This is a genomic window from Xanthomonas sp. NCPPB 2864 (genome assembly GCF_056675615.1).
Genome location: NZ_JBWWVS010000012.1, coordinates 11,720 through 35,950, shown reverse-complemented (window position 1 = coordinate 35,950; position 24,231 = coordinate 11,720). Strand labels below are relative to the sequence as shown.

Below are 24,231 nucleotides of genomic sequence, written 5' to 3'. Positions count from 1 at the left end.
GCCAACCGTGGCGATGACGGCCGACACGCTGGAGCTACTGCACCCGAATGCAGCAGGCACGAGCGAATTGCCGATTGCCTGCGATGCCGTGCGGCCGCGGCGCTCGGCGATATCGCTGCAAGCCGCCGTCGACCAACGCGCCTCCAGGCGCCGGCACCGCCATGCAATACCCCTGCGGCGGCATCACAAAAAGCGATGGGCCGGGGTCTTCGCCCGGCCCATCGCGTTGGCTTGGAGCATGACGCTGGAGACGATCAGTATTTCTTTTCCAGGTTGATCATCCAGGTCTGATCGTTGTTGCTGTCGCCATCGGTGATGCCGCGGTATTCCAGCCGCGTCGACAGGCCCTGCTCGGTCAGCAACGCCGCGCCGATGCCCACCATCAGGCGGTTGCGATCGAACGCGCTCTGGCCCGCGCGGTAGAACGGCCCACCGTTCAGATCGGCGTAGCTCAGCGTGGCATCGCCGCGGCCCTGGAAGTCGCGCTGATATTCCACGCGCAACTGCGGGGTCAGCCGGCCCCAGGCCACTTCGCGGCGCCATTCCAGGCGCAGGCCCAGGTTGCCGGTGGTGGTGGCCACGTCCATGTCGTCATAGCGCAGCGCGAACGGCGCCACGCCATCTTCGACATAGCCATCCAGCGTGGCGCGCGCCAAATCCACACGCGCATACGGGGTGATCTGCAGCTCGCCGCGTTGCAGGTCCGCACCGGTGGACAGCGAGGCGATCCACTGCTTGCCGTCGCGGTTGCCTTCGGCCATCGAGGCGTCGTCGGTGACATAGCGACGCAGGTCGTAGGACAGCAGCTGGTAGCCGACCAGGGTGTCGAAGAAGAACGCCTTGCCCGGATGGAAGCTGGCATACAACGCCATGGTGTAGGCGGTTGCCTTGGAGTGGCTGCCGTTCCTGCCCACATCGCTGTCGTCGCGGCCCCAACCCAGGCCCGCACCGATCGCCAACGACTGCGCCACCCGGTAATCGGCGCCCACGCTCAGGCCGTCGGTCTGGAAGTCCACGCCGTTGCTGTTGGACTGCTTGTCCAGGCTGCCCGAGCGGATCGCACCACCCACCCACAGCCCCAGATCGCCCTGGCCCTGCGCAGTGCTGGTGCCGCTGCTGGCCACTGCCGGCGCATCGCGGAAGTCGTTGTCGGCCTCCTGCGTGTCCGGGCTGCACGGCTGCGCACTGATGCCGCGGTCGGCCTGGCGGCAATGCGAGGTCGGCTGGAAGCTCACCGCGTTGCTGAAGGTGCTGCCGCCGCGATGGGTGGCTTCCAGACGGCGCTGGAAGTTGTCGATCTGCGCCCGCGCAAAACGCCGCGTGGACTCGGACTGCGCATCGATCAGGCCACGCACTTCCGCATCCACGCTGGGGTCGCGGCGCGGCGCGATGGTAAACACCACGTTGGCCGGCACCGAGGTGGCGAACGCGTTGGACAAGGTGAACTGCACCGTGGCCTGGCCGACGAAGGCCGGGTTCGGGGTGAAGGTCAGCATGAAGGTCGGCGTCTCGGCCATTGCAGCAGCCGCCGGCGACGGGCCCGAAGCACGTGCCGCCGCCGCGGTGGCGAGACCACCAACCTGGGTGATGGTGGCGGTACCGGCCGACGCAGGCAGCACCGCGACCACGGCCGCCGCCACGAACGGCCCGCCGGTGGCATTGCGGGTCAGGTCGACCTGCTGCGCCTCGCCCGGCACTGCCGCCGCAGTCACCGACACCGCAACCGGCCGCGCATTGACCGCGATGGTCACGGTGGCCGCCGCCGAGGTGCCGCCGCTACCGGTGACCGTGTAGCTCACCACATCGGTGCCGACGAAACCGGCGGCCGGCGTGTAGACCAGCTCCAGCCCGTTGACCACGGCGGTGCCGTTGGTCGGCGCAGCGGCAATGGCGATCGCGGTGATGTTGCCGGTGTCGTTGGCGGTCACCGCCACCGTCACCGCAGCATCGCTCATGGTGGCCGCCACATCCGCCACCGCCACCGGCGCCGCATCGCTCACCGTGAAGCTGTAGGCCTGGGTGGCGCTGGCATTGCCGGCATCGGCCACCGCGATGGTGAAGGACGAGGTGCCCTGCGTCGTCGGCGTGCCTGACAGCGTGCCGTCGTTGGCCAGCGTCAGGCCGGTCGGCAACGTGCCGCTGGCGATGCTGTAGCGATAGGGCGCAACGCCGCCGCTGGCCGTGATCACCTGGTTGTACGCGCTGCCGCGCACCGCCGGTGGCAGGGTCGGTTGCGCCAGCACCAGCGTTGCCGCCGCGATGGTGACCGAGTAGTTCTGGCTGGCCTGCACAGCCGGGCTCGGGGTGCTGTCGGTGGCGGTCAGGGTGAAGTTGAAGGTGCCGGACAAGGTCGGCGTACCACTGAGCGCGCCGGTCGCTGCATCGACAATCACGCCATTGGGCAATGCGCCCGCAGTCAGTGCATAGCGGTAAGGCGCCGTGCCGCCGGTGGCCGGCGTGATCGCCGCGGAGTACGCCTGCCCGGCCGTGCCTGCCGGCAAGGTGCTCGCCGGCAACGCCAGGTTCGGGCCGGCCACGGTCAGTGCATAGGCCTGCGTGGCGGTGAAGGTGTTCGCGTCGGTCGCGGTCACTGTGACGTTGAAGCTGCCTTCCACCGTGGCGGTACCCGACAACGTGCCGTTGCTGGCCAGCGTGATGCCGGCAGGCAGGCTGCCCGCGCTGACTGCATAGGTGTACGGCGCGGTGCCGCCGCTGGCGCTCAGGGTCTGGCTGTAGGCGGTACCGCGGGTGGCGGCCGGCAGCGTAGTGGGCGCGATCACGACCACAGGTGCCGCGATGGTCAGCGTGTAGCTGCGGCTGGCCTGCGCCGCCGGGCTGGGCGTGCTGTCGGATACGGTCAGGGTGAAGTTGAACGTACCCGCCACGGTCGGCGTGCCGCTGAGCGCGCCGGTGGCCGCGTCCACCACCACACCCGCCGGCAGGACACCGCCGGTCAATGCATAGCTGTAAGGCGCCGTGCCGCCGGTGGCCGGCGTGATCGCCGCAGAGTACGCCTGCCCGGCCGTGCCTGCCGGCAAGGTGCTCGCCGGCAACGCCAGGTTCGGGCCGGCCACGGTCAGTGCATAGGCCTGAGTGGCGGTGAAGGTGTTCGCGTCGGTCGCGGTCACGGTGACGTTGAAGCTGCCTTCCACCGTGGCGGTGCCCGACAACGTGCCGTTGCTGGCCAGCGTGATGCCGGCAGGCAGGCTGCCCGCGCTGACTGCATAGGTGTACGGCGCGGTGCCGCCGCTGGCGCTCAACGTCTGGCTGTAGGCGGTACCGCGGGTGGCGGCCGGCAGCGTGGTGGGCGCGATCACGACCACAGGTGCCGCGATGGTCAGCGTGTAGCTGCGGCTGGCCTGCGCCGCCGGGCTGGGCGTGCTGTCGGACACGGTCAGGGTGAAGTTGAACGTGCCTGCCACGGTCGGCGTGCCGCTGAGCGCGCCGGTGGCCGCGTCCACCACCACACCCGCCGGCAGGACACCGCCGGTCAATGCATAGCTGTAAGGCGCCGTGCCGCCGGTGGCCGGCGTGATCGCCGCGGAGTACGCCTGCCCGGCCGTGCCTGCCGGCAAGGTGCTGGCAGGCAAGACCAGATTCGGGCCAGCCACGGTCAGGGTGTAGGCCTGGTTGCCGGTGAAGCTGCCCGCATCGGTCGCGGTCACGGTGAGGTTGAAGCTGCCTTCCACCGTGGCGGTACCCGACAGCGTGCCGTTGCTGGCCAGGGTGATGCCTGCCGGCAACGTGCCACTGGCGAGCGCGTAGGTATACGGCGCGGTGCCGCCGCTGGCGCTCAGGGTCTGGCTGTAGGCGGTGCCGCGGGTGGCGGCCGGCAGCGTGGACGGCGCGACCACGATCGGCGGCGCAGCGATGGTCAAGGTGTAGCCACGTGTGGCCTGCGACGGCGTGCCTGTGGTGCTGTCGGTGGCGGTCACGCTGAAGCTGAAGCTGCCCACGCTGCTGGGGGTGCCGGTCAGGGCGCCGCTGCTGCCGTCGAGCGTGATGCCCGCCGGCAAGGCACCGGCGGTGACGGCGTAGGTGTACGGCGCAACGCCGCCGGTCGCCGGATTGAGCGCACTCGAATAGGCCTGGCCGGCGGTGCCGGCCGGCAGGCTGGTCGCCGGGAAGGTGGTCGTGGCCACGGCCACGGTCAGCGTGTAAGCACGGGCGCCGCTGGTGGGGCTGCCGCCGCTGTCGGTGGCGGTCGCGGTGAAGTTGAAGCCGCCGCTGGCGGTGGGCGTGCCGGACAGCACGCCGCCAGCGCTCAGGCTCAACCCGGCCGGCAACGCACCGGCCGTGATGGCGAAAGTGTGCGGCGCGGTGCCGCCGCTGGCGCTCAGGGTCTGGCTATAGGCGCTGCCCGCGGTCGCCGCCGGCAGCGATGCCGGCCCGACCACCACCACCACGTCGTCGTTGACGATGGTGCCGGTACCGGTGGCGCGGGCGATGCTCGCGTTACTGGCGCCGGACAGGCCGACGCTGAAGGTCTCGTTGGGTTCGACCGCGGTGTCGCCATTGACGGTGATCGCCACGCCCTGCGCGGTAACGCCCGGCGCGAAGGTCAGCGTGCCGGAGCGGGCGGCGTAGTCGCTGCCGGCGGTGGCGGTGCCATCGGCGGTGATGTAATTGACCGACACGGTCTGGCCGCTGGCCGCACTCAGGCTCACCGTGAAGGTGGCCGTGGTGGTGCCGCTGTTGCCTTCATTGACGCTGACGTCGTCGATCGACAGTGCGGGCAGCGCATCGTCGTTGACGATGGTGCCCTGGCCCTGGCCATCGCCCACGCTCGCCCCGGTGACGTTGCTGACGTTGACGAAGAAGGTCTCGTTCGGCTCGCTGAGCGTGTCGCCGTTGACCAGCACGGTGAAGGTGGCGCTGCTGCTGCCGGCGGGGATGGTCTGCCCGGTCAGGCTGGAGGCAACGTAGTCCACGCCGGCAGTGGCGGTGCCGTCGGCGGTAGCGATATCGAAGCTGACGCCGCCAGTGCCGGCCGGCTGGCTGAGCGAGACGGTGAAGGTGGCATTGGTGGTGCCGGCATTGCCCTCGTTCACCGACACGTCGTTGATCGACAGCGTCGGCTGGTTAGGAGTGATGGTGATGTTGACGGTGATGGTGTCGCCCCGGCCATCTTCCAGCGGGAACGTATCGCTGGTGGCGCTGTCACCGTTGTGGGTGTAGGTGACGATCTGCGTACCCTGCGCGCCACTCGGATTGGGCACCACGAGCGTGCCGTGCGGGGGTTGCACGCCGTTCCAGCCGATGCCGATATCGTCTGCTCCCGTGCCATCGCAGGTCGTCACGTCGATCTGTACCGAACCGCCCTGCACCACGGTGGCGTTCAGCGTCGGGCAGTAGGTCGAGGCTTGCGCCATCGCCCAGCCTGGCGCCAAGAGCATCATCGCGAACAGGACAAACATCACGGCCAGACGTGCGCGGCCGCCGGTGGCGTCCGCTGGAAACCTACGCTGCTTATTCACTGTCCACACCCCTGCAGAAGCACCATCCCCGGCGCCGGCAACGATCCTCGTGCCTGAAGGCAACGTCGCCCTAGCGGGATTGCTCCCTTCGACATTGCGAGGGTATTTGAACAGGAACTGACTAACGAATAAAGAACAAAAACTTAATACTTCATCCCAATTCTGAATAGTTGAGACTTGCTCTATCCAAACATGACATGTATTTGTGCAAATTATTCCGACACGCAGTCGACGTTGCACTTACGGGAAGGAAGTCCGCATGAGTGAGTTCTTCTTGGGTCAGATCATGATGACCGGCTTTGCGTTTGCGCCCAAGTATTTCGCGCAGTGCAATGGCCAACTGCTGCCGGTCAATCAAAACCAGGCACTCTTCAGCTTGCTTGGTACGCGTTTCGGTGGCGACGGCCGCACTACCTTTGGCTTGCCGGACATGCGCGGGCGCACGCCCATCGGCTTCGCACCGTCAACGGATCCGAGCTGGCAACCGCCGGTGCCGCCACTGGGCCAGATGGCTGGCAGCGAGAACGTGACGCTGCTGCCAAGCAATTTGCCCGCACATACCCACCTGCTGGAATCCACCAGCACTACGGGCAATAACCGCAGTCCTTCTGGCCGCAACTTCGGCAACAATGCCAGCACCACGGGTCCGGCCACTGCGCTCTATGCGGCACCGGGGACGCTGGTGTCCTTGGACCCGAAGTCGGTAGGCCCTGCCGGCGGCAGCCAACCGCATCCAAACATGCAGCCTTACACCACGATCAATTTCTGCATTGCGCTGTCCGGCATCTTTCCCTCGCGTAGCTAGTTCGCCGGCACTTCTACACGCTGCGTGCCGATGACGGCGCGGCATCACAGACCAGGAAGGACACCATGGCCACTCCATTCATCGGCGAGATCCGCATGTTCGGCTTCGGCCGCACCCCGCAGGGCTGGCAGGCCTGCGACGGCAGCCTGCTGTCGATCTCCGAGTACGAGACCCTGTTCGTGCTGATAGGCACGCTCTATGGCGGTGACGGGCAGAACACCTTTGCGGTACCGGACCTGCGCGGACGCGTGCCGCTGCACCAGGGCCAGGGCCCTGGTCTGAGCAACTACGTCATTGCCCACACCTCTGGCACCGAAACGGTGACGCTCGACAGCCTGCAGATGCCGGCGCACACGCACACGCTGGTCGCTACACCCACTGCCGCCACCGCGACCGCGCCTGCGGGATTGCTGCCCGGCACAGTGACCGGCGACGTGTTCTACGCGACCGATACGACCGGTGCCACGGCAGCGCCGATGGCGACGCAATCGACCACGATCACCGGCGGCGGCCAGGCGCACGACAACACTATGCCGACCTTGACGGTGCAGTACTGCATCTCCACCGCCGGCATTTTTCCACAGCAGAGCTGATCGATTCGGCGCACTGCGCTCATCGCGACGCCCACCCGTTCCATCGGAGGAATGCGTTCATGACCGAACCTTATACCGGCGAAATCCAGCTGTTCGGCTTCGATTTCAATCCCGTCGGCTGGGCGCTGTGCAATGGCGCCACATTGCCAATCGTTCAGAACACTGCGCTGTACTCGCTGCTGGGTGTCGCCTATGGCGGCAACGGCTCCAGTACGTTCCAGTTGCCCAACTTCTGCGCACGCGCCGGCTGCCAGCAAGGCCAGGGCGGCGGACTGAGCAACCGGCAGCGTGGTGACACGTTCGGCACAGCCGGGGTGGGCCTGCTGAGCAATCAAATTCCGCCGCACCAACACGGCATCAACGCATTTTCACAAGCAGACTCGACCAAAAAGACCGGCACACCCGCCAATGGTGCGGCACTGTCGACGATGAGCAGCAGCACCGCACGTCCATTCGTGACGGTGACGCAGCCTGATACGCAGTTCTCGCCGACCGCGCTGCTGCCAACCGGCAATGGCGTAGCGCACGAGAACCAGCAGCCCTATCTGGCAGTGAACTTCTGCATTGCGTTGTACGGCGACTACCCAGACTTCGGTTGAGGTCATGGCACGCCTGCTTTCCAGCAAGGTGATGACAGCATCATTGGGTGCAGGCCAGGCCGCTGTACCGGATGCGCATGCCATCGCATTGCGGGCCGAGCAGGATGCCGATCTACCCTGGCTGCAGGATCTCTACGCGAGCACGCGCAGCGAAGAGCTGGCGCAGGTGCCCTGGCCGGACGCAACCAAGCGCGCGTTTCTGGATCAGCAGTTCGCCCTGCAGCGCGCGCATTATCTGCGCCATTTTCCCGATGCGGACTTTATGGTCGTGCAGTGGCAGCACGAACGCATCGGCCGGCTGTATCTGCAGCGCGCACCGTCGCAACACGCAGTGATCGATATCAGCCTGATGCCGGCCTGGCGCGGTAAAGGCATCGGCACTGCGTTGATCGTGCAGGCGCAAACACGCGCATGTGCAGCGGGATGCGGCTTATCGCTGCACGTTCTGCATGCCAATCCAGCTGCCCAACGTCTCTATGCGCGTCTGGGGTTTGTCGCCGGCGATTCCGGCGATACGCATCTGGCAATGCATTGGCGCGGCACCGAAGCAGACGCGGTCACGCAGCTCAGTTGAAGATCGCCTGATACAGAAACCCGTCGCGCTCGCGCGCCACCGGCACCAGGAAGATGCCGATCTCGCCCAGCCGCGTGTGACGTAACCGATAGGTCTGCTGCGGAAACAGAAATGCCGAGCTGTTGCGGAACAGCAGCGAGAATGGCGCGCGATGCACCGCGTGCGTGGTGGGCAGCGCGCGCGCCTCGACCAGCACGAATGGAACCTCGCCTTCGTTCAATGCAGCCGAGAACGTGTCGTTGACGCTGCCTGCAAAGTGCTCCAGGGTCAGTAAGTCCATTTTGTGCTCATGGTCGGCCGGGAATCCGATCATCCACGTAGGGCATACCTGCCACAACACCTGCGCGTTCGAAGATTGCATTGCGTCATGCATGAGACGGCCTGTTGCATACGCGCTGGCGGTGACGCGTCTGCTGCAGTACAGGCGTCATGCGACAATACTGCACGCGCCGGTTCGGTTATGTTCAGCCGGATGACGGCTACTCTATCGCGTTGGAATTCTGTTAAAGGCTTCGATGACGGCGTCCGCATCCCCTGTCGTGCAGTTGTCCGGTGTCCGCATCGATCGCGGCGGTCGCACGATCCTGCGCGACGTCTCGCTCGATGTGCCGCGCGGCAGCATTACGGCCGTGCTCGGTCCTTCTGGTAGCGGCAAGTCCACCTTGCTGGCCGCACTGACCGGTGAGCTGCGTCCGGTTGCCGGCACGGTCACCCTGTTCGGCAGCGCGATCCCGCATGGCAATCGTGCACTGCTGGAGATGCGTCGCAATGTCGGCGTGCTGCTGCAGGGCAATGGCCTGCTGACCGACCTGAGCGTGGCCGACAACGTCGCGCTGCCGCTGCGCACCCACACTCGCCTGCCGGCGCCGGTGCTGCAGCGCCTGGTGCAGATGAAGCTGCATGCGGTGGGCCTGCTGGCCGCCGCCGATGCCTGGCCGCGCGAACTGTCCGGCGGCATGGCGCGGCGTGTGGCGTTGGCGCGGGCGCTGGCACTGGACCCGCCGCTGATGATCTACGACGAACCGCTGACCGGGCTGGACCCAATCGCGTCTGGCGTGATCATGAGCCTGATCCAGCGCCTCAACGACAGCCTTGGCCTGACCAGCATCATCGTCAGTCACCACGTGCACGAAACCCTGCCGATCAGCGACCAGGCGGTGGTCATCGCCAATGGCGGCATCGTGTTCGCCGGCACGCCTGAGCAATTGCAGGACAGCACCGACCCGCTGGTGCAGCAGTTCCTGCATGGCCAGCCGGATGGCCCGATCGCCTTCGATGCGGCGCCGCGGCGCGACCGGAGTGCTGCCTGATGGCCATGGTCGACTCGATCCGCGCCTTCGGCCGCGCCGGGCTGTTCTCGCTGACCGTGCTGCGCGGCTCGGTACCCACGCGCGATTTCATCGCCGAGCTGGTGCGCGAGATCTACAAGGTCGGTGCGCGCTCGCTGCCGATCATCGCCGTCGGCGGCGCCTTCGTCGGCCTGGTGCTGACCCTGCAGGGCTACCGCACGCTGACCACCTATGGTGCGTCGGATGCGCTGTCCACCTTGCTGGGGCTGTCGCTGTACCGCGAACTGGCACCGGTGCTGACCGCGCTGTTGTTCATCGGCCGGGCCGGCAGTTCGATCGCGGCCGAGCTTGGCCTGATGCGCGCCACCGACCAGATCAAGGCGCTGGAGCTGATGGCCATCGATCCGGTGGCCAAGGCGGTGGCACCGCGCTTCTGGGCGGCGGTGCTGACGGTGCCGTTGCTCACCGGCGTGTTCTGCTCGCTGGCCATCACCGGCGGCTACTTCGAGGCCGTACACGTGTTGGGCATCGACAACGGCACATTCTGGTCGGGGTTGAGCAACAGCGTGGACTTCTGGGACGACTTCGGCGTGGCGATGCTCAAGTCGGCGATCTTCGGCGGCACGGCCGCATTGGTCGCCGCCTATGTGGGCTTCCACGCCGAGCCGACCATCGAAGGCACCTCGATCGCCACCACCCGTGCGGTGGTGAACGCCTCGCTGCTGGTGCTGATGTTCAACTTCGTCCTTTCTGCAATGTTGTTTAGGTGAGTGGAATAACTATGGCCATGCGTGGACCACGACTCGAATTCGCCGTCGGCGCCTTTCTGCTGCTGACCCTGGCCTCGCTGCTGGTGCTGGCGGTGGCCTCGACCAACCAGCGCTGGGGCTTCGGCTCCAGCCAGTACACGCTGACCGCACGCTTCAGCCAGATCGGCCAGCTGCGGGCACAGGCGCCGGTGAAGATCGGCGGCGTGACCATCGGCAAGGTGTCCGACATCAGCCTGGACCCGACCAAGTTCGACTCGGTGGTCACCCTGTCGCTGGACAACAAATACAAGGATCTGCCCGCCGACACCTCCGCCGGCATCTTCACCAGCGGTTTGCTGGGCGAGAGCTATATCGGGCTGCAGCCGGGCGGCGACCCGGAGACGCTCAAGCCGGGCGAAGAAATCGGCTTCACCCAGCCGGCGGTGGATCTGCTGCAGCTGGTCGGCAAGTACATGTTCAGTGGTGGCGGTGGTGGCAGCAATGCCCCGGCCGCCACCGATGGCCAGGCCCCGGCGCCTGCCCAGACCGCTTCTCCCTCTACGGAACCACACCAATGAAGACCACCCTGCTTTCCGCCATCCTGGCCTCGACCCTGCTGGTGTGCGCACCGGCCACCGTGCTGGCGCAGCCGGCTGCCGCCAGCGCGCCTGCGCAGGGCGCGGCGACCAAGACCGTCATCGACAGCAGCACCCGCATCCTGAGCACGCTGGATCAGCGCCGCGCCGAGTTCCGCAGCAACCCGGCCGCCCTGCGCCAGTACATCAATGGCGAATTGAACAAGGCCTTCGACCGCGATTACTCGGCCCGCCTGGTGCTGGGCGTCAACGGCCGTGGCGCCTCCGATGCGGACGTCAAGCTGTTCGCCGATGCGCTGGCCGACAACCTGATGCAGCGTTACGGCACCGCGCTGCTGAACTTCGAAGGCAAGCCGACCTTCCGCGCCAAGTCCGAGAGCGCGCTGCCGGGCAACCGCGGCGTCAAGGTGTCTACCGACCTGCTGCGCGCCGGCAACGACCCGACCCCGGTCGACTACATGATGCGTAACGTTGGTGGCCAGTGGAAGATCTTCGATGTGATGATCGAAGGCATCTCCTACGTGCAGACCTTCAAGACCCAGTTCGACGGCCCGCTGCGCGAGAAGGGCATCGCCAAGGTCGCCGCAGAGCTGCGTAGCGGCAATCTGCAGGTCGGTCCGGCACCGGCCAATGGCAAGTAACAGCTCCGTGCAACGCAATGGCGACACGCTGGTACTCACCGGCGTGCTCGACCGCGACGCGGTCACTGCGGCCTGGCCGCAGGCGATCGCGCAGCTGGACGGCATTCGCACGCTGGACCTGTCGGGTGTACAACGCCTGGACAGTGCCGGCGTGGCGATGCTGGCCGAACTGGCTGCACGTGTGCGCAGCAGCGGTGCCGGTCCTGTCACGGTGGTGGGTGAAGCGTCCGGTCTGGACGAATTGCGTGCCGCCTACCGTTTGTCCCCTACTTTCGATTTCCAGGCCTGAGCGCCACCCCATGACCCAGCTTCGCCCCCTTTCCCTGTTGGCCTGCCTGCTGCTTGGCGCCTGTGCCAGCCATGCTCCGAAGCCCGCACCGCCTGCGGCCGCTGCCGCGCCCGCACCGGATGCGACGCCCGCGCCGGCACGCGACGATGCCGGTGTGACCGCGCAGCCGGCCGCCGCCGGCTTTGCCGCCCCCGACGCCCTGCCGGCCACCGCGGCGGCGCCTGCCGAGCAGACCAGCGCCGATGCCGGCACGGCCGGTGCCCCTACCTCGGCCGAGGACGACTTCGCTGCGCTCTACGGCCCCACCACCCCGCAGGCCGGCGCCAACGGTGCACCGGCACAACCCGGTGACGCGCCGTCCTACGATCCGTGGGAGCGCTACAACCGCGGCATGCACCGCTTCAACCTGGCGGTGGACCGCGGCGTGGCGCGTCCGTTGGCCACCGGCTATACCAAGGTGGTGCCGCGTCCGGCCCGCCTGGGCGTGACCAACTTCTTCGACAATCTCGGCACGCCGCTGACCATGGTCAATCAGCTGCTGCAGGGCCACCCGGTGTATGCGGTGCAGTCGCTGGGCCGCTTCGTGATGAATTCCACGCTGGGCGTGGCCGGTCTGTTCGACCCGGCCTCCGCGGCGGGCATCCCGCGCCGCAGCGAGGACTTCGGCCAGACCCTGGGTGTATGGGGCTGGCGCAATTCGCGCTACTTCGAGTTGCCGCTGTTCGGCCCGCGCACCGTGCGCGATACCTTCGGCCTGGGCGGCGACATTCCGCTGTCGCCGTTGCGCCAGGTCGACGACAGCGGTGCGCGCTTCGCCCTGCAGGGTTTGCAGCTGGTGGATACGCGCTCGCAACTGATGTCGCTGGATTCGCTGCGCGACCAGGCACCGGACGAGTACGCGCTGACCCGCGATGCATGGATGCAGCGCCGCAACTACCAGATCGTGCGCGATCTGCGCAGCCATCGCGAGAAGGACAACGAGTTGCCCGACTACCTGCGCGAGGACAAGGACAGCACCGTGCCGGTGGATGCGATGCCGATCCCGCAGTGGATCCGTTGATCTGTTGAGCTTGCGGTTTGGATGAATACAAAGCCCGGGAGCGATCCCGGGCTTTTTTGTGCGCTGGTCTTTTACGGCCTTCCGGCTGACGGTGGCGGCTGGGGTAGCTGGAGCACCGTCCGGGCCGCGATCGCGCGTGGAGGGAACTCCGCCGGCAAGGCCTTCCCCTTAGATGGCGCAGATCACCGGCAATATAAACAGCGATCGCAGCGACGCGGATCAAATCAGTTCGCCACCGCGCCAGGTGCTACGCCGCCAGCGCCGCATCCACTGCTGCACGCAGGCGCGCATCGTCTGCCGGCACGTCGGGGGCGAAGCGATCGATGACCTGGCCGTCGCGGCCGATCAGGAATTTCTCGAAGTTCCACAACACGCCCGGTGCCGGGTTGGGTGTAATGCCGTAGCCGGCCAGCTTTTCGCGCATCGGGCCATCGCCGGTGGCCTGGGGGCGGGCATTGGTCAATGCCTGATACAGCGGATGGGTTTCGGCGCCGGTGACGGCGATCTTGGAAAACATCGGAAAGCTCACGTCGTAGGTGAGCTGGCAGAACTGCGCAATCTCCGCCTCGCTGCCCGGCTCCTGTCCCTTGAAGTCGTTGGCCGGAAAGCCCAGCACTTCCAGCCCCTGTGCCTGCTTGTCGCGATACAGCGCCTGCAAGCCTTCGTACTGCGGGGTCAGCCCGCACTTGGAGGCGACGTTGACCACCAGCAACACCTTGCCGCGATAGTCGGCCAGCGTGGCGGGCTCACCGTCGATGCGGGCCACAGGAATGTCGTACAGCGTCTGGCTCATCGGTGCGTCCTGGACAGGTGGAGCCGAAAGCATAAACCGCCAGGGTGGAGCGAGCGATGCCGCTGGCTCATGGCGCTTGCAGTTATCTGACGTGACGCGCACAGGCCGATCGACTAAACGGCCTGTGCGCGCGCTTGACCCTGTTCGCAGCCATCAATCGATGCACAACGCGGCCTGGCCCATGCCGCCAATCACTTCCTGGCGGCAACCGAAGCGGTCGCTGTCGCGCTGACAGGTGCCTGAGGTCGCGGTGCCGGTCGGCACGATGCTGGTGGCCAGGCAATCGCCGCTGCAGTCGGAGTTGTCACTGCAGGTCTTGCCGGCATCGGCGTACGGCACCACGCAACGCACCGTCTGCATGCGGCCGACCGGACGCAGCTGCCCGCCCTTTGCCGTGCAGTCGGCAGCGTCGGCGGAAACGGCGCGCGGAGGCTGCGGGGCGTCCGCCGCAGCGCCCGACCTGGTCGCCGGGGTATTGCTGCATGCGGTCAACAGCAGCGCGCAGAGCACTGCGTGGATCCATCGGCTTGCCATGTTGAAACTCTCGTCTTGAACCAGGTGGGTACCAGCATCGCGGTGGCGATGTCTGCGCGGCGTGCTCGCTATCGGCGCAGGAGGACTCGCCGGAGGCCTGCGTTGGTAGGAGCGCACCCGGGCGCGATGAGGCGTTATCGGTAATGCCTGGTCGCGCCCGGGTGCGCTCCTACGTCATGGCGTGTGGCATCGCCTTACGCAATGGATCACTCCTGCTCGTCGTTGCCGTCGTCTTCGCTGCTGCTTCCGGTGTCGTCGCTGCCGGGATCGTCCAGCAACGCCTGGGACTGTTCGCTGGCCAGGGTTTCCACGCCGCGCAGGCGGCGTTCGATGGTGCGGGTCTTGCGGCTGGCTTCGCCCAGGCTCTTGCCGACCGTGCTGATCTGGCGCTCGGCCTTTTCGAGAATGCCGGCGAACTTGCCGAACTCGCTCTTCACCGCGCCAAGCACCTGCCAGACCTCGCTGGAGCGCTTCTCGATCGCCAGCGTGCGGAAGCCCATCTGCAGGCTGTTGAGCAGGGCGGTGAACGTGGTCGGGCCGGCCAGCACCACGCGATGTTCGCGCTGCAGCAGGTCGACCAGGCCGGCGCGGCGGATCACTTCGGCGTACAGGCCTTCGGTCGGCAGGAACATCACTGCGAAGTCGGTGGTCTGCGGCGGGCAGACGTACTTGTCGCTGATCGACTTGGCCTGGATACGGATGGCGCGTTCCAGCTGGGCGGTCGAATTCTTGATCGCATCCAGGTCGCCCTTTTCCTGCGCATCGATCAGGCGCTCGTAGTCCTCGCGCGGGAATTTGGCATCGACCGGCAGCCACACCACGGTGTCGTCGCCACGCCCCGGCAGGCGGATCGCAAAATCCACGGCTTCGGCGCTGTCGGGCCTGACCCGCACGCTGCGCGCGTACTGCTCCATCGTCAGCGTCTGCTCGAGGATGTTCTCCAGCTGCACCTCGCCCCAGCCGCCGCGGTCCTTGACGTTGGTCAGCACGCGCTTGAGATCGCCCACGCCGGTGGCCAGCTGCTGCATTTCGCCCAGACCGCGCTGCACCTGCTCCAGGCGTTCGGAAACGAGCTTGAAGGAGGCATCCAGGCGCGTGTTGAGCGTGGTCTGCAGTTTTTCGTCGACGGTGGCGCGCATCAGTTCGAGCTTGCTGGCGTTGTCGTTCTGCAGGTTGGCCAGCTGTTGTTCCAGCGTGGCGCGCATTTCGCCGATGCGCAGTTCGTTGCGCTGGGTGAGTTCGGTCAGACGTTGGCCCAAGGCCTCGGTGAAGCGCTGCTGCGACTCGCCGGCCTCTTGCCGGCCCTTGCGGGAGTCTTCGGCCAGCGCATCGCGCAAGGCGGCCATGTGGGTGTCGGTGCGTGCGATCAGCTCGGTCAGTTGCTGGCCGAACACCTGGATGCGGGTTTCCTGCTGCTGGCCGAAACCGTCGAGCTGGGTGCGCAATTCGGTCAGCCGCAGCGTCAGCAATTCGCCGGTGCGTTGTTGCGCCAGGGCGCTTTCTTCGCGGGCCTTGCGGGCATCTTCGCCGAGCGCGTCGCGCAACAGGTCAAGGCGCTGGTCGGTGCGCGTGGACAGTTCGGTGAGATTGCGCGCGAAGGTTTCCAGGCGGCCATCCTGCTGCCGCGCCAGGCCTTCGAGTTGCTCGCGCAATTCGCCGCGGCCGTCGCGTTGCTCGGCGCGCAGCGCCAGCTCCAGGCCGCTGGTGGAAGGACGTCGCAGCAGCGCGATCAGCTGCAACACCAGGACTGCGACGAGCAGTCCGAGAAGGATCAGGGATTCGGATGACATGTGCGCAGTGTAGCCGGGCCGGTCGCAGGGGCTGCGTCAGCGGCTTGCCGGCCGGCGGCGGCTGCCGGGCGCAGTTGGGTGACGCGCACTGCGCCAACGCAGCACGTCGGGAGCCACTTCGCGCAGATGCCTGCAACCGCTGCGCAAAGCGGGCCAGACACCGCCGCGGTGATGGAGTTGCAGGCTGCTCGCAGCGCATTGACCTCAACGTGACCTGCGCATGGCTAGGGTGGGGCTTCGTTCCTGCCAGGCCAGCTGATGACCACTGCCACCAACCAAACCCGTCTGTTCGCGCTGGGCCTGTTCGGGTTTCTCGGCAGCTTTGCGGCAATCGTGTGGTACCTGATGCGGCCATACGGCACGGCGTATTTCTTCCCGGTGCACTTCTTGATCGGTGCGGCGTTGCCGTTCGGGTTCTATGCGATCGGCGGCACGCGGCTGTGGTTCTGGATCGGGATCGGGGTTACCGCACTGGTGCTGCTGTGGTTCAACTTCTGGGGGCATGATGCCAACGGGGCGGCGCCACGCCTGCTCGACTGGACCCACTTTGCCGCCGGTGCGGTGGGCCTGGTGGGCGCGTGGGCGGTGCAGTTGGTCTATCGCCATGTGCGTCCACCGCATCGCCCGTCGGTTGAGTGAGCGAGATTGTGCGGGGCGGTCGCGTTTGACCAGGGAACGGCGAGGTGTGGCGCGCGCTCACAGAAGGCGGTGGGCGTGCCTGCGCTGCCATGCCCGCACCGACGCATGACCTCGGACCGATAGCTTTGCTGCAGCGCGTTGGGCGACACTCGGGAATTCTTTGATTCCCGCGAGGTCCGCATGTCGTCTTGGCTCAGGCGCAAATCCATCGATCAGGTCACCGTGCACGAGGCCGGTCGGCAACTGGTCCGCAGCCTGAGTTGGCCGCATCTGATCGCGCTGGGTATCGGCGCGATCGTCGGCACCGGCATCTATACGTTGATCGGGGTGGGCGCGGACAAGGCCGGCCCGGCGGTGCTGCTGTCGTTTGTGGCCGCCGGCATCGTGTGCGCCTGCGCGGCGCTGGCGTATGCGGAGATGGCCACGATGATGCCGGCCGCCGGCAGCGCCTACACCTACAGCTACACCGCGCTCGGCGAGAGCATCGCCTGGGTGGTGGGCTGGAGCCTGGTGCTGGAGTACTCGCTGGTGGTGAGCACGGTGGCGGTGGGCTGGTCGGGCTATTTCGTCGGCTTCCTGCAGTGGTTGGGGGTCAACCTGCCGCATGCCCTGGTGGCCGGGCCGCACGCCGGCGGCATCGTCAACCTGCCGGCGGTGGTGATCACCTTCCTGGTGGCCGGCATGCTGATGGCCGGCACCAAGGAAAGCGCCACGCTCAATGCGGTGCTGGTGGTGCTGAAGATCGTGGCGCTGGGCGTGTTCGTGGCGATCGCGTTGCCGGCCTTCGACAGTGCCAACCTGCAGCCGTTCATGCCGTATGGCTTCCCCAAGACCGCTGGCCCGGATGGCGTGGAGCGCGGGGTGATGGCGGCGGCGGCGATCATCTTCTTCGCGTTCTATGGCTTCGATGCGATCTCCACCGCGGCCGAGGAGACCAAGAACCCGGGCCGCGATCTGTCGATCGGCATCGTCGGTTCGATGATCGGCTGCACGCTGATCTATGTGCTGGTGGCGTTGTCGGCGGTGGGCGCGATGAGCTTCACCGTGTTCGGCAAGAGCCCCGAGCCGTTGGCACTGATCATGCGCGAACTCGGCCACGGCAAGGCGGCGTTGGTGATCGGCGCGGTGGCGATCATCGCGCTGCCGACGGTGCTGCTGGCGTTTCTGTACGGGCAGAGCCGCATCTTCTTCGTGATGTCGCGCGATGGCCTGTTGCCGCGCGGCTTGTCCAAGGTCAACGCGCGCACCGGCACACCGGTGGCGATCACCTTGTTCACGGCGGTGCTGGTGGCCGCGTTGGCCGGTGTGGCACGCCTGGATGAAATTGCCGCATTGGCCAACGCCGGCACCCTGGCTGCGTTCACCGCAGTGGCGGCGTGCCTGCTGGTGCTGCGCGTGCGCGAGCCGACGCGTGCGCGGGCTTTCCGCACGCCGCTGGCGTGGGTGGTGGGGCCGGTGGCGATCCTGGGCTGCCTGTACCTGTTCTGGAGCCTGCCCAGCACCACGCAGGGCTGGTTCCTGGTCTGGAACGTATTGGGCGTGGTGGTGTATGTGGCCTATGGGCGGCGGAATAGCCGGTTGGCGAAGGTTGGCTAGTTCCATCTCCCATCGGGAGAAGGTGGCCCGAGGGGCCGGATGAGGGGCGCCCCAGATATCTTTCAGTGCCATGCCTGACGAACGCGTCGCCACGCGCCTTCAAGCTTGAATCGTCGATGGGAAAGTCCTGGCGGTAGCCGTCCCGTGCTGCACGACGGCTTGCGGATGCACGCTGACCACTGCCTTCTCCCATCGGGAGAAGGTGGCCCGAGGGGCTGGATGAGGGGACGGGCGACGCCTGGTGTTATCCAACTTGGTCAGGGGCTCCGCTCCCTACCCTCACCCCACCCACGCTCCGCGCCCCGGCCCACGCATGCGGCGCGGGCGCTCCCAGGCACGCGCGCCAGTGGCGCGCAAGCTGTGCCTTATCGCCCCGCAGGAGAGGGGCTTTAGCTCATGCTCCGGCGACGTCAGGGCTTTCCCTCGCACTCCCCGCAACCCGGGGAGGAGCGTTGGCTCAAGGCGCGGCTGCAGGCGTGGCGCAGAACGAGGTTGGGAGTGCATCCGCCTGCGTGCCCCAGCCCTGGGTCGGGGGCTGCCTGGTCAGCGCGAACGACAGCGTGCCGCCCTGCTGCAGCTGGGCCCAGTCCAGGAACACCTGCCGCTGCGGTGCGCCGTTGAAGCGCACGCTGTCCACGTATTGCAGCGCGCGGCCGTCGGCGCCGGGGGCGTCAATGCGCAGGCGCTTGCCGTTGCCCAGGTCCAGCGTGGCCCGCTTGAAGCGCGGGGCATGCAGCAGGAACTGCCCGCTGCCCGGCACCGCCGGATACAGGCCCAGGGCACTGAACAGGTACCAGGCCGACATCGTGCCGAGGTCGTCGTTGCCGGTGACGCCGTTGGGCGCGTTGGTGAACAGCTGTTGGGCGGCGCGCACCACGGTGGCGGTCTTCCACGGCTGGCCGATCAACGTGTACATCCACGGTGCGTGCAGGTCCGGTTCGTTGTTGGGGTTGTAGCGGTACTGGTTGTAGTAGCTGTACGGGCCGACCACCCAGTGCGTGCGCGCGGCGTTGAGCGGGTCCTTCAGCAGGTCGTCGTAGGCGAAGAAGGCATCCAGGCGTTGGCCGGCCTGCTCGCTGCCGTGCATGGCCTGCAGCATGCCGGGGATGTCCTGCTGCACCAGCCACTGGTATTGCCAGGCGGTGCCTTCGTGGAAGCCGTGCTGCGAGCGCGGGCTGTAGCGATCGTCCGAGGGGGCGTACCAGCTGCCGTCTTCCAGCCGCGGCCGTGGAAAGCCGCTGAAGCCGGTGTCGGCATCGCGCACGCCGGCGTCCCAGACGTTATGCCAGTTGCCGCCGCGTTTGCGCAGCAGCGCGCTGTCGTCGGGGTGGCCGAGTGCCTGCGCCATCTGTGCCAGCGCGCAGTCGGCCAGCGCGTATTCCAGCGTGGCCGAACCGCCGTGGTGCGGGTCCACGTCCATGCCCTTGGACGGAAACGCGCGGTCGTACTGCACGAAGCCGTTGGCCAGGTAGCTGGCGTTGCCGGAACGGCCGGCGTGGCGCGAGTTGATTGGCGGTTGCTCGAAGGCGTTCTTGCGCAGCGCTGCGTACGCCTGCGCCTGGTTGTCCTGCAGCGCGCCGAAGCGCCACAGGTCAACCAGGAACGGGGTCACCGGGTCGCCGGTCATGATGTTGGTATCGAAGTTGGCATAGCCCCAGCGCGGCAGCCAGCCGCCTTGCTGATGGATCGCCAGCAGCGAGCGGCCGATGTCGCGCGCGCGCGCCGGCTGCAGCAAGGCGAGCAGCTGGTTCTGCGAACGATAGGTGTCCCACAGCGAGAAATACTCGTAGTAGGTCCAGCCATCGGCGCGATGGATCGCATCGTCGAAGCCGCGATAGCGGCCATCGGCATCGCTGCCGGTCAGCGGCTGCAGCAGGGCGTGATACAGCGCGGTGTAGGCCACGCTGCGATCGTCGTTGCTGGCGCCATCCAGCTGCAGGCTGGCCAGCTGCTTGCGCCAGGCCTGTTGCGCGCGCTGGCGCATCTGCTCCAGGCCCAGCAGCTTGCCGTCGAGCATGCCGTCGGCGCGCAGGTTGTTGCGTGCACCTTCGGCATCCACGTGCGAGATGGCGCTGACCACGGTCACTGCGCGCGCGTTCTTGTTGTTGCCCAGCGGGAAACTGAGCCAGGCACCATTGGGCTTGAGTTCGCCGCCCATGCCGTGGCGCGCATCGGGCACGCCGCCGTCTTCGCCCCACACCCCGTGCGCGGTGAACGGGCGGTCGAATTCCAGCCGGAACCAGGTGGTGTATTCATGGCCGCCACAGAAACTTTGCGTGGTCAGTTTGCCTTCGACCACGCGGTCGCCGACCACCTGCAGCTGGCTGCCGATCACCGCGTGGCGGTCGTTGGCCTGGCCCAGGTTGACCAGCACATGCCCGGTGTCGGCGCCGGGGGCGAATGTGTAGCGCTCGGCGGCGGCGCGGGTGAGCGCAGTGGCTTCGGCGTCGATGCCGCCGTAGTCGGTCAGCCGCACCTTGTAGTAGCCGGCCTGGCCGACTTCGCCGTCATGGGTGTAGCGGGCGGCGTAGCGCTTCTGGTCGAAGGCCTTGGCGTCACCGGTGTCGAAGTCGCCGCCCGGGCCGATGCGGCCGGTGACCGGCAGCACCGAGACCTGCCCGCCCTGCTCCCAGCAGCCGGCCCCGGACAGGAACGAATGGCCGAAGCCGCGGATGCTGGGGTCGTCGTAGCGCCAGCCGGCGTAGTGCGCGCCGATCGGGCTGACCTGGACCAGGCCGAACGGCGCCGAGGCACCGGGGAAGGTGTTGCCGTCGTCCTTGCTGCCGATGAAGGTGTTGACCTGCGCCGGGTCCTGCGCGGCCAGCGGCGCGCACACCGCCATGCCGAGCAGGCACAGGCCGGCGGCGGCGCGGCGCCACCGCGGCGTTGATGGGAAATGCGACGAAGAGCGATCGGATGCAACGGCGAAGGGCATGCAGGACACCTCGGGGGAGAGAGCGGGCGAGGCCGCAGGTGGATGACGCGTGCCGACGGCCCGGACGCGGCGACCGGTCGATATCCGCCTGACGGCGGCTTGCGACGGATTGGCAGCGGCTCAGAAATCGAACACGTATTCTGCCGCGATCTCGCGTCCGACCGGGCTGAACAGGCGGCTGCGGATCTCCTCGGAGCCGATGATCTGCACCGGCGCCGGTCCTTCGACCTGGACGCGCTTGATGCGCGAACCGGTCACGGTGACGGCATCGAGTTGTTGCGGGGCACCGGCCTGCTGGGCCAGGGCGGACAGGGGCGACGGCAATACGAGCAGCACGGCACGGTACAGCTGCTGCGGGCGACAACGGCGGTAATCGGTCATTCAAGCGTCTCGTCGAGGGCGGTGGTACGACGGAAAGACTTCGTCTTCAAACGCTTGCGGGGGAATGGCGTACTTGGATCGATCTAAATCCTGTGCCGCTTTGTGTCATCGGTTGGCAAAGATTAAGCATTCCCGACCCACGGCTGCACACCGCGGCGCAGCAAAGTGTGCGGGCTCTGGCAGTTTTTCGGTGTTTTAGGCGTTTTGAATCAGGCTGCTGCGCGTGGCCGGGTGCAGCAGTTTTGAAGCGTGTCAGTTGTGCTGACGGATGAGCTGGCTTGGGGTGATTTGGCTGCGTTGCGCGCGGTCGGTTGAGGGGCGTGCGCCTGGGCGTGTTGCGCGTCGGGGGACGGATCCTCACCCCCACCCCCCGCTCCGCGCCCCGGCCCGCGCTGGCAGCGCGGGCGCTCCCAGGCACGCGCGCCGGTGGCGCGGAAGCTGTGCCTTATCGCCCCCGGGGGGAGAGGGGCTGGATCCCGGGGATTTGGTTGGCCCATAAAAAAAGCCCGGTCAGTGACCGGGCTTGGCGACGCTGGCGTGGCGGCGGGAGGGGCCGACGCGCCGGTGACGCAGTTGCTCAGATCCAGCGCATGCCTTCGAACGGGTTCCAGCTGGTGCTGCCCTTCACCTTGTCCAGGTAATAGGCGTAGTTGGCGATCATGCCGGTCAACAACGACAGCGGCAGCCACAGCACATTCTGAAACGCGGCCGGCAGGAACGAGGCCACGATGCTCACCACGACGCTGATGCCGATCAGGCTCAACGCCTTGCGCCACAGGCCGATGATGAAGAAGTAGATGACGCCGAAGAAGAAGGCATAGAAGTTCATGCCGACCTTGACCTTCTCACCAAAGCTCAAGGTCTTCAGTGCGTTCTTGTAACTGGGGTCCTTGGGGCCACCGTGCCGGTCGAAGAAGTCGAAACGGAACTGCCACTTGGGACTGAGCTGGGTGCGATCGAAGGTGTCCATTCCAAACCATGTAGTTGAAAACGGTTACATGATAGGCGATCGCGTATTCACCGGACACGTTTGCGGGCGCCGGACGGAAGACGGGGTCAGCCGCCGATCAGCTTCGGCAGTGGCCGCTTGCAGCGGTGCAGCGCGCGTTATTCACGCTGGTCGCTGAGGCCGGTGCCGCGGCGCGCCCGGCGCAGCGCATACAGCGAGTGGTCGGCGCGGTCGACCACCGCCGCCAGCGCTTCGCCGTCGTTGCGCAGGGCGGTACCCAGGGTGAACCGGATTGGCGCCTCGTCGATGGCGGCCATGTAGTCGCGCACCAGGGCCGCCAGCTGCGGCTGGGTGGGTTGATGCAGCAGCACCAGGAATTCGTCGCCGCCCAGGCGGACCAGACGGTCCTGGGTGCGCAGCGGCTGGTTGAGGAACCAGGCCATCTGCACCAGCACCTCGTCGCCGCGCTGGTGGCCATGGGTGTCGTTGACCAGCTTGAACTTGTCCAGATCCACCACGATGCAGCCCCAGCGCACGCTGGGGTCGCGCTTGTCGAGCTCGTCCAGGAAGCGGCGGTTGTAGCAGTTGGTGAGCGGGTCGGTGAACGACCATTCCAGCAGCTGCTTCTCCTGCTGGTACTGGTTGGTGATGTCCTGGGCGTGCGCCAGCACGATGGTGGCGTCGGCCTCCACGTCCAGCACGTTGCGGTACTGCCAGTGGCGCAGGCTGCCATCGCTGGCGACCAGCTCGATCACGCCGGCGTCCTGGCCGTCGAGCACCATCCGCGACAGATAGCCGTGCAGGGCGGCATGCAGCTCGGGGCGGACGAATTCCAGCAACGAGCGGCCTTCCATGCCCTCCACGCTGCGGCCCAGCGAGCGCGCGGCGGCCGGATTGACGCTGATCAGGCGGCCATCCATGTCGTGAGTGCAGATCAGGCCCAGGCTGTACTGGAACATGTTGCGGAACTTGCGCTCGCTGGCGGCCAGCGCATCCACCGCGCGATGGCGGTCGGTGACGTCCTGGATCGCGCCGATCAGACGGGTGCGTCCGTCCACATGCTCCATCGAGCCGGTGCTGTGCACCCACAGCTGCCGGCCGGTGGCGCTGACCAGCGGCAGTTCCAGATCCCAGGGCGTGCCATCGCGCACGCAGGCCTCGACCGCCTCGGTGATGACCGCGCGCGCATCGAGCGGATAGAAGCCGATCCCTTCGGCCAGGGTCGGCCGGTAGCCCGCCGGCAGATCGTGCAGGCGGCAGGTCTGGTCCGACCAGGTCAGGGCGCCGCTGGCCACGTCCACTTCCCAGCCGCCGACGCCGGCGACCCGGCCGGTGCGCTCCAGGAACGCCTCGCTCTCGCGCAGGCGTTGCTGCAGCTGTTCGTTGGCGGCCTGGCGTTCCAGCATCAGCCGGCGCTGCTCCAGGCCTTCGGCGGCAACCCGGGCCAGCTGCTGCAAGGCGGCCAGTTGCGCCGGCTCCAGCGCGCGCGGGCGCTGGTCGATCACGCACACCGTGCCCATGCGCAAGCCGTCGGACAACACGATCGGCGCGCCGGCGTAGTAACGGATCCCCGGCGCATCGGTGACCAGCGTATTGTCGCGAAAGCGCGGATCGGCCGGCGCATCGCGTACTTCCATCACCGCATCGTCCTGGATGGTGTAGGCGCAGAACGCGAGTTCGCGTGGGGTTTCGCTGGCATCGGGCAGGCCGATATTGGCCTTCCACCATTGGCGATGTTCGTCCACCAGCGACACCAGCGCGATCGGCGTGCCGGCGATCGCCTGCGCGGCGGCGGCCAGCGCATCGAAGAACGGCTCGGCATCGGTATCGACGACCTGCAACAGCGCCAGACGCGACAGCCGCTCGGCCTCGCGGGAGGTGGATGACACGACGGCGTCGCAGTGGCTCAATGAAATGCTCGCTTGGTCCCCCGGGCAATCCG

21 protein-coding genes are annotated in these 24,231 nt (G+C 67.1%); 12 read left to right on the top strand and 9 right to left on the bottom strand.

Features of this window, described 5'->3' with window-relative positions; all coding sequences use genetic code 11:
• Positions 1-254 precede the first annotated feature (254 nt).
• Entirely contained in the window at positions 255-5,186 is a 4,932-nt protein-coding gene (locus AC1KVE_RS18960; RefSeq protein ID WP_481093096.1) for a putative Ig domain-containing protein, read from the bottom strand.
• A 550-nt stretch (positions 5,187-5,736) separates the two neighbouring features.
• Here AC1KVE_RS18960 and AC1KVE_RS18955 point away from each other — a divergent pair.
• The 4 genes from AC1KVE_RS18955 to AC1KVE_RS18940 all read left to right on the top strand — a co-directional run bounded on the left by AC1KVE_RS18955 (position 5,737) and on the right by AC1KVE_RS18940 (position 8,048).
• Positions 5,737-6,282 carry a phage tail protein gene (locus tag AC1KVE_RS18955; RefSeq protein WP_024940539.1) on the top strand — a complete coding sequence of 182 codons (546 nt, stop codon included), beginning with the start codon at positions 5,737-5,739 and terminating at the stop codon, positions 6,280-6,282.
• A gap of 65 nt (positions 6,283-6,347) precedes the next feature.
• A complete protein-coding gene (locus tag AC1KVE_RS18950) occupies positions 6,348-6,875 on the top strand; it encodes a phage tail protein (RefSeq protein WP_024940540.1) in 528 nt (175 codons plus the stop codon).
• A 59-nt stretch (positions 6,876-6,934) separates the two neighbouring features.
• Positions 6,935-7,474 (top strand): phage tail protein, encoded by a 540-nt coding sequence (locus AC1KVE_RS18945; protein WP_481092483.1) that lies wholly within the window; start codon positions 6,935-6,937, stop codon positions 7,472-7,474.
• 4 nt (positions 7,475-7,478) lie between these two features.
• Complete coding sequence (locus tag AC1KVE_RS18940) at positions 7,479-8,048, top strand: GNAT family N-acetyltransferase (RefSeq protein WP_184515098.1); 570 nt, start codon at positions 7,479-7,481, stop codon at positions 8,046-8,048.
• Here AC1KVE_RS18940 and AC1KVE_RS18935 read toward each other — a convergent pair.
• Positions 8,041-8,328, bottom strand: coding sequence for a DUF6916 family protein (locus tag AC1KVE_RS18935; protein ID WP_024940543.1), 288 nt, complete (start codon positions 8,326-8,328; stop codon positions 8,041-8,043). The genes AC1KVE_RS18940 and AC1KVE_RS18935 overlap by 8 nt on opposite strands.
• A 235-nt stretch (positions 8,329-8,563) precedes the next feature.
• Here AC1KVE_RS18935 and AC1KVE_RS18930 point away from each other — a divergent pair, with 235 nt between their 5' ends.
• Genes AC1KVE_RS18930 through AC1KVE_RS18905 form a run of 6 tightly spaced genes read left to right on the top strand, consistent with a single transcriptional unit; the run spans position 8,564 to position 12,672 of the window.
• The gene (locus tag AC1KVE_RS18930; protein ID WP_054592475.1) at positions 8,564-9,358 is read left to right on the top strand and encodes an ABC transporter ATP-binding protein; all 795 of its coding nucleotides are present in this window, start codon (positions 8,564-8,566) and stop codon (positions 9,356-9,358) included.
• Positions 9,358-10,107 carry an MlaE family lipid ABC transporter permease subunit gene (locus AC1KVE_RS18925; RefSeq protein ID WP_016902129.1) on the top strand — a complete coding sequence of 250 codons (750 nt, stop codon included), beginning with the start codon at positions 9,358-9,360 and terminating at the stop codon, positions 10,105-10,107. Before AC1KVE_RS18930 ends, AC1KVE_RS18925 begins: the two co-directional genes overlap by 1 nt.
• Positions 10,108-10,118: 11 nt before the next feature.
• Entirely contained in the window at positions 10,119-10,664 is a 546-nt protein-coding gene (gene mlaD, locus AC1KVE_RS18920) for an outer membrane lipid asymmetry maintenance protein MlaD (protein WP_016902127.1), read from the top strand.
• Positions 10,661-11,323 carry an MlaC/ttg2D family ABC transporter substrate-binding protein gene (locus AC1KVE_RS18915; protein ID WP_024940545.1) on the top strand — a complete coding sequence of 221 codons (663 nt, stop codon included), beginning with the start codon at positions 10,661-10,663 and terminating at the stop codon, positions 11,321-11,323. Before mlaD ends, AC1KVE_RS18915 begins: the two co-directional genes overlap by 4 nt.
• Positions 11,313-11,612, top strand: a complete 300-nt coding sequence (locus AC1KVE_RS18910; protein WP_016902122.1) for an STAS domain-containing protein — start codon at positions 11,313-11,315, stop codon at positions 11,610-11,612. The genes AC1KVE_RS18915 and AC1KVE_RS18910 overlap by 11 nt, the downstream gene beginning before the upstream one ends.
• Before the next feature lie 10 nt (positions 11,613-11,622).
• Complete coding sequence (locus tag AC1KVE_RS18905; RefSeq protein WP_047129784.1) at positions 11,623-12,672, top strand: MlaA family lipoprotein; 1,050 nt, start codon at positions 11,623-11,625, stop codon at positions 12,670-12,672.
• Between the two features lie 247 nt (positions 12,673-12,919).
• Here the strand turns inward: AC1KVE_RS18905 and AC1KVE_RS18900 are convergent, their stop codons facing one another.
• From AC1KVE_RS18900 to AC1KVE_RS18890, 3 genes are all read right to left on the bottom strand, one after another.
• On the bottom strand, positions 12,920-13,465 hold the full coding sequence (locus AC1KVE_RS18900) for a glutathione peroxidase (protein ID WP_054592477.1): 546 nt from the start codon (positions 13,463-13,465) through the stop codon (positions 12,920-12,922).
• Positions 13,466-13,618: 153 nt separating this feature from the next.
• Positions 13,619-14,023, bottom strand: a complete 405-nt coding sequence (locus AC1KVE_RS18895; protein WP_209272085.1) for a hypothetical protein — start codon at positions 14,021-14,023, stop codon at positions 13,619-13,621.
• 182 nt (positions 14,024-14,205) lie between these two features.
• Positions 14,206-15,789, bottom strand: a complete 1,584-nt coding sequence (locus AC1KVE_RS18890; protein ID WP_102252983.1) for a DNA recombination protein RmuC — start codon at positions 15,787-15,789, stop codon at positions 14,206-14,208.
• A gap of 258 nt (positions 15,790-16,047) precedes the next feature.
• Between AC1KVE_RS18890 and AC1KVE_RS18885 the strand changes: the two genes are divergently transcribed.
• Both AC1KVE_RS18885 and AC1KVE_RS18880 read left to right on the top strand, forming a co-directional pair.
• Positions 16,048-16,428: a hypothetical protein gene (locus AC1KVE_RS18885; RefSeq protein ID WP_481092484.1), complete on the top strand. Its 381-nt coding sequence runs from the start codon at positions 16,048-16,050 to the stop codon at positions 16,426-16,428.
• Positions 16,429-16,608: 180 nt separating this feature from the next.
• The gene (locus AC1KVE_RS18880) at positions 16,609-18,024 is read left to right on the top strand and encodes an amino acid permease (protein WP_039518183.1); all 1,416 of its coding nucleotides are present in this window, start codon (positions 16,609-16,611) and stop codon (positions 18,022-18,024) included.
• 457 nt (positions 18,025-18,481) lie between these two features.
• On the opposite strand, the gene AC1KVE_RS18875 is transcribed toward AC1KVE_RS18880, so the two are convergent.
• The 4 genes from AC1KVE_RS18875 to AC1KVE_RS18860 all read right to left on the bottom strand — a co-directional run bounded on the left by AC1KVE_RS18875 (position 18,482) and on the right by AC1KVE_RS18860 (position 24,178).
• Positions 18,482-20,959 carry a GH92 family glycosyl hydrolase gene (locus tag AC1KVE_RS18875; RefSeq protein ID WP_481092485.1) on the bottom strand — a complete coding sequence of 826 codons (2,478 nt, stop codon included), beginning with the start codon at positions 20,957-20,959 and terminating at the stop codon, positions 18,482-18,484.
• 120 nt (positions 20,960-21,079) lie between these two features.
• The gene (locus tag AC1KVE_RS18870) at positions 21,080-21,340 is read right to left on the bottom strand and encodes a hypothetical protein (RefSeq protein ID WP_481092486.1); all 261 of its coding nucleotides are present in this window, start codon (positions 21,338-21,340) and stop codon (positions 21,080-21,082) included.
• A gap of 577 nt (positions 21,341-21,917) precedes the next feature.
• Positions 21,918-22,310, bottom strand: a complete 393-nt coding sequence (locus AC1KVE_RS18865) for a DUF2628 domain-containing protein (RefSeq protein ID WP_016902101.1) — start codon at positions 22,308-22,310, stop codon at positions 21,918-21,920.
• Positions 22,311-22,447: 137 nt separating this feature from the next.
• Positions 22,448-24,178 carry a sensor domain-containing diguanylate cyclase gene (locus AC1KVE_RS18860; RefSeq protein WP_374057831.1) on the bottom strand — a complete coding sequence of 577 codons (1,731 nt, stop codon included), beginning with the start codon at positions 24,176-24,178 and terminating at the stop codon, positions 22,448-22,450.
• Between the last annotated feature and the right edge of the window lie 53 nt (positions 24,179-24,231).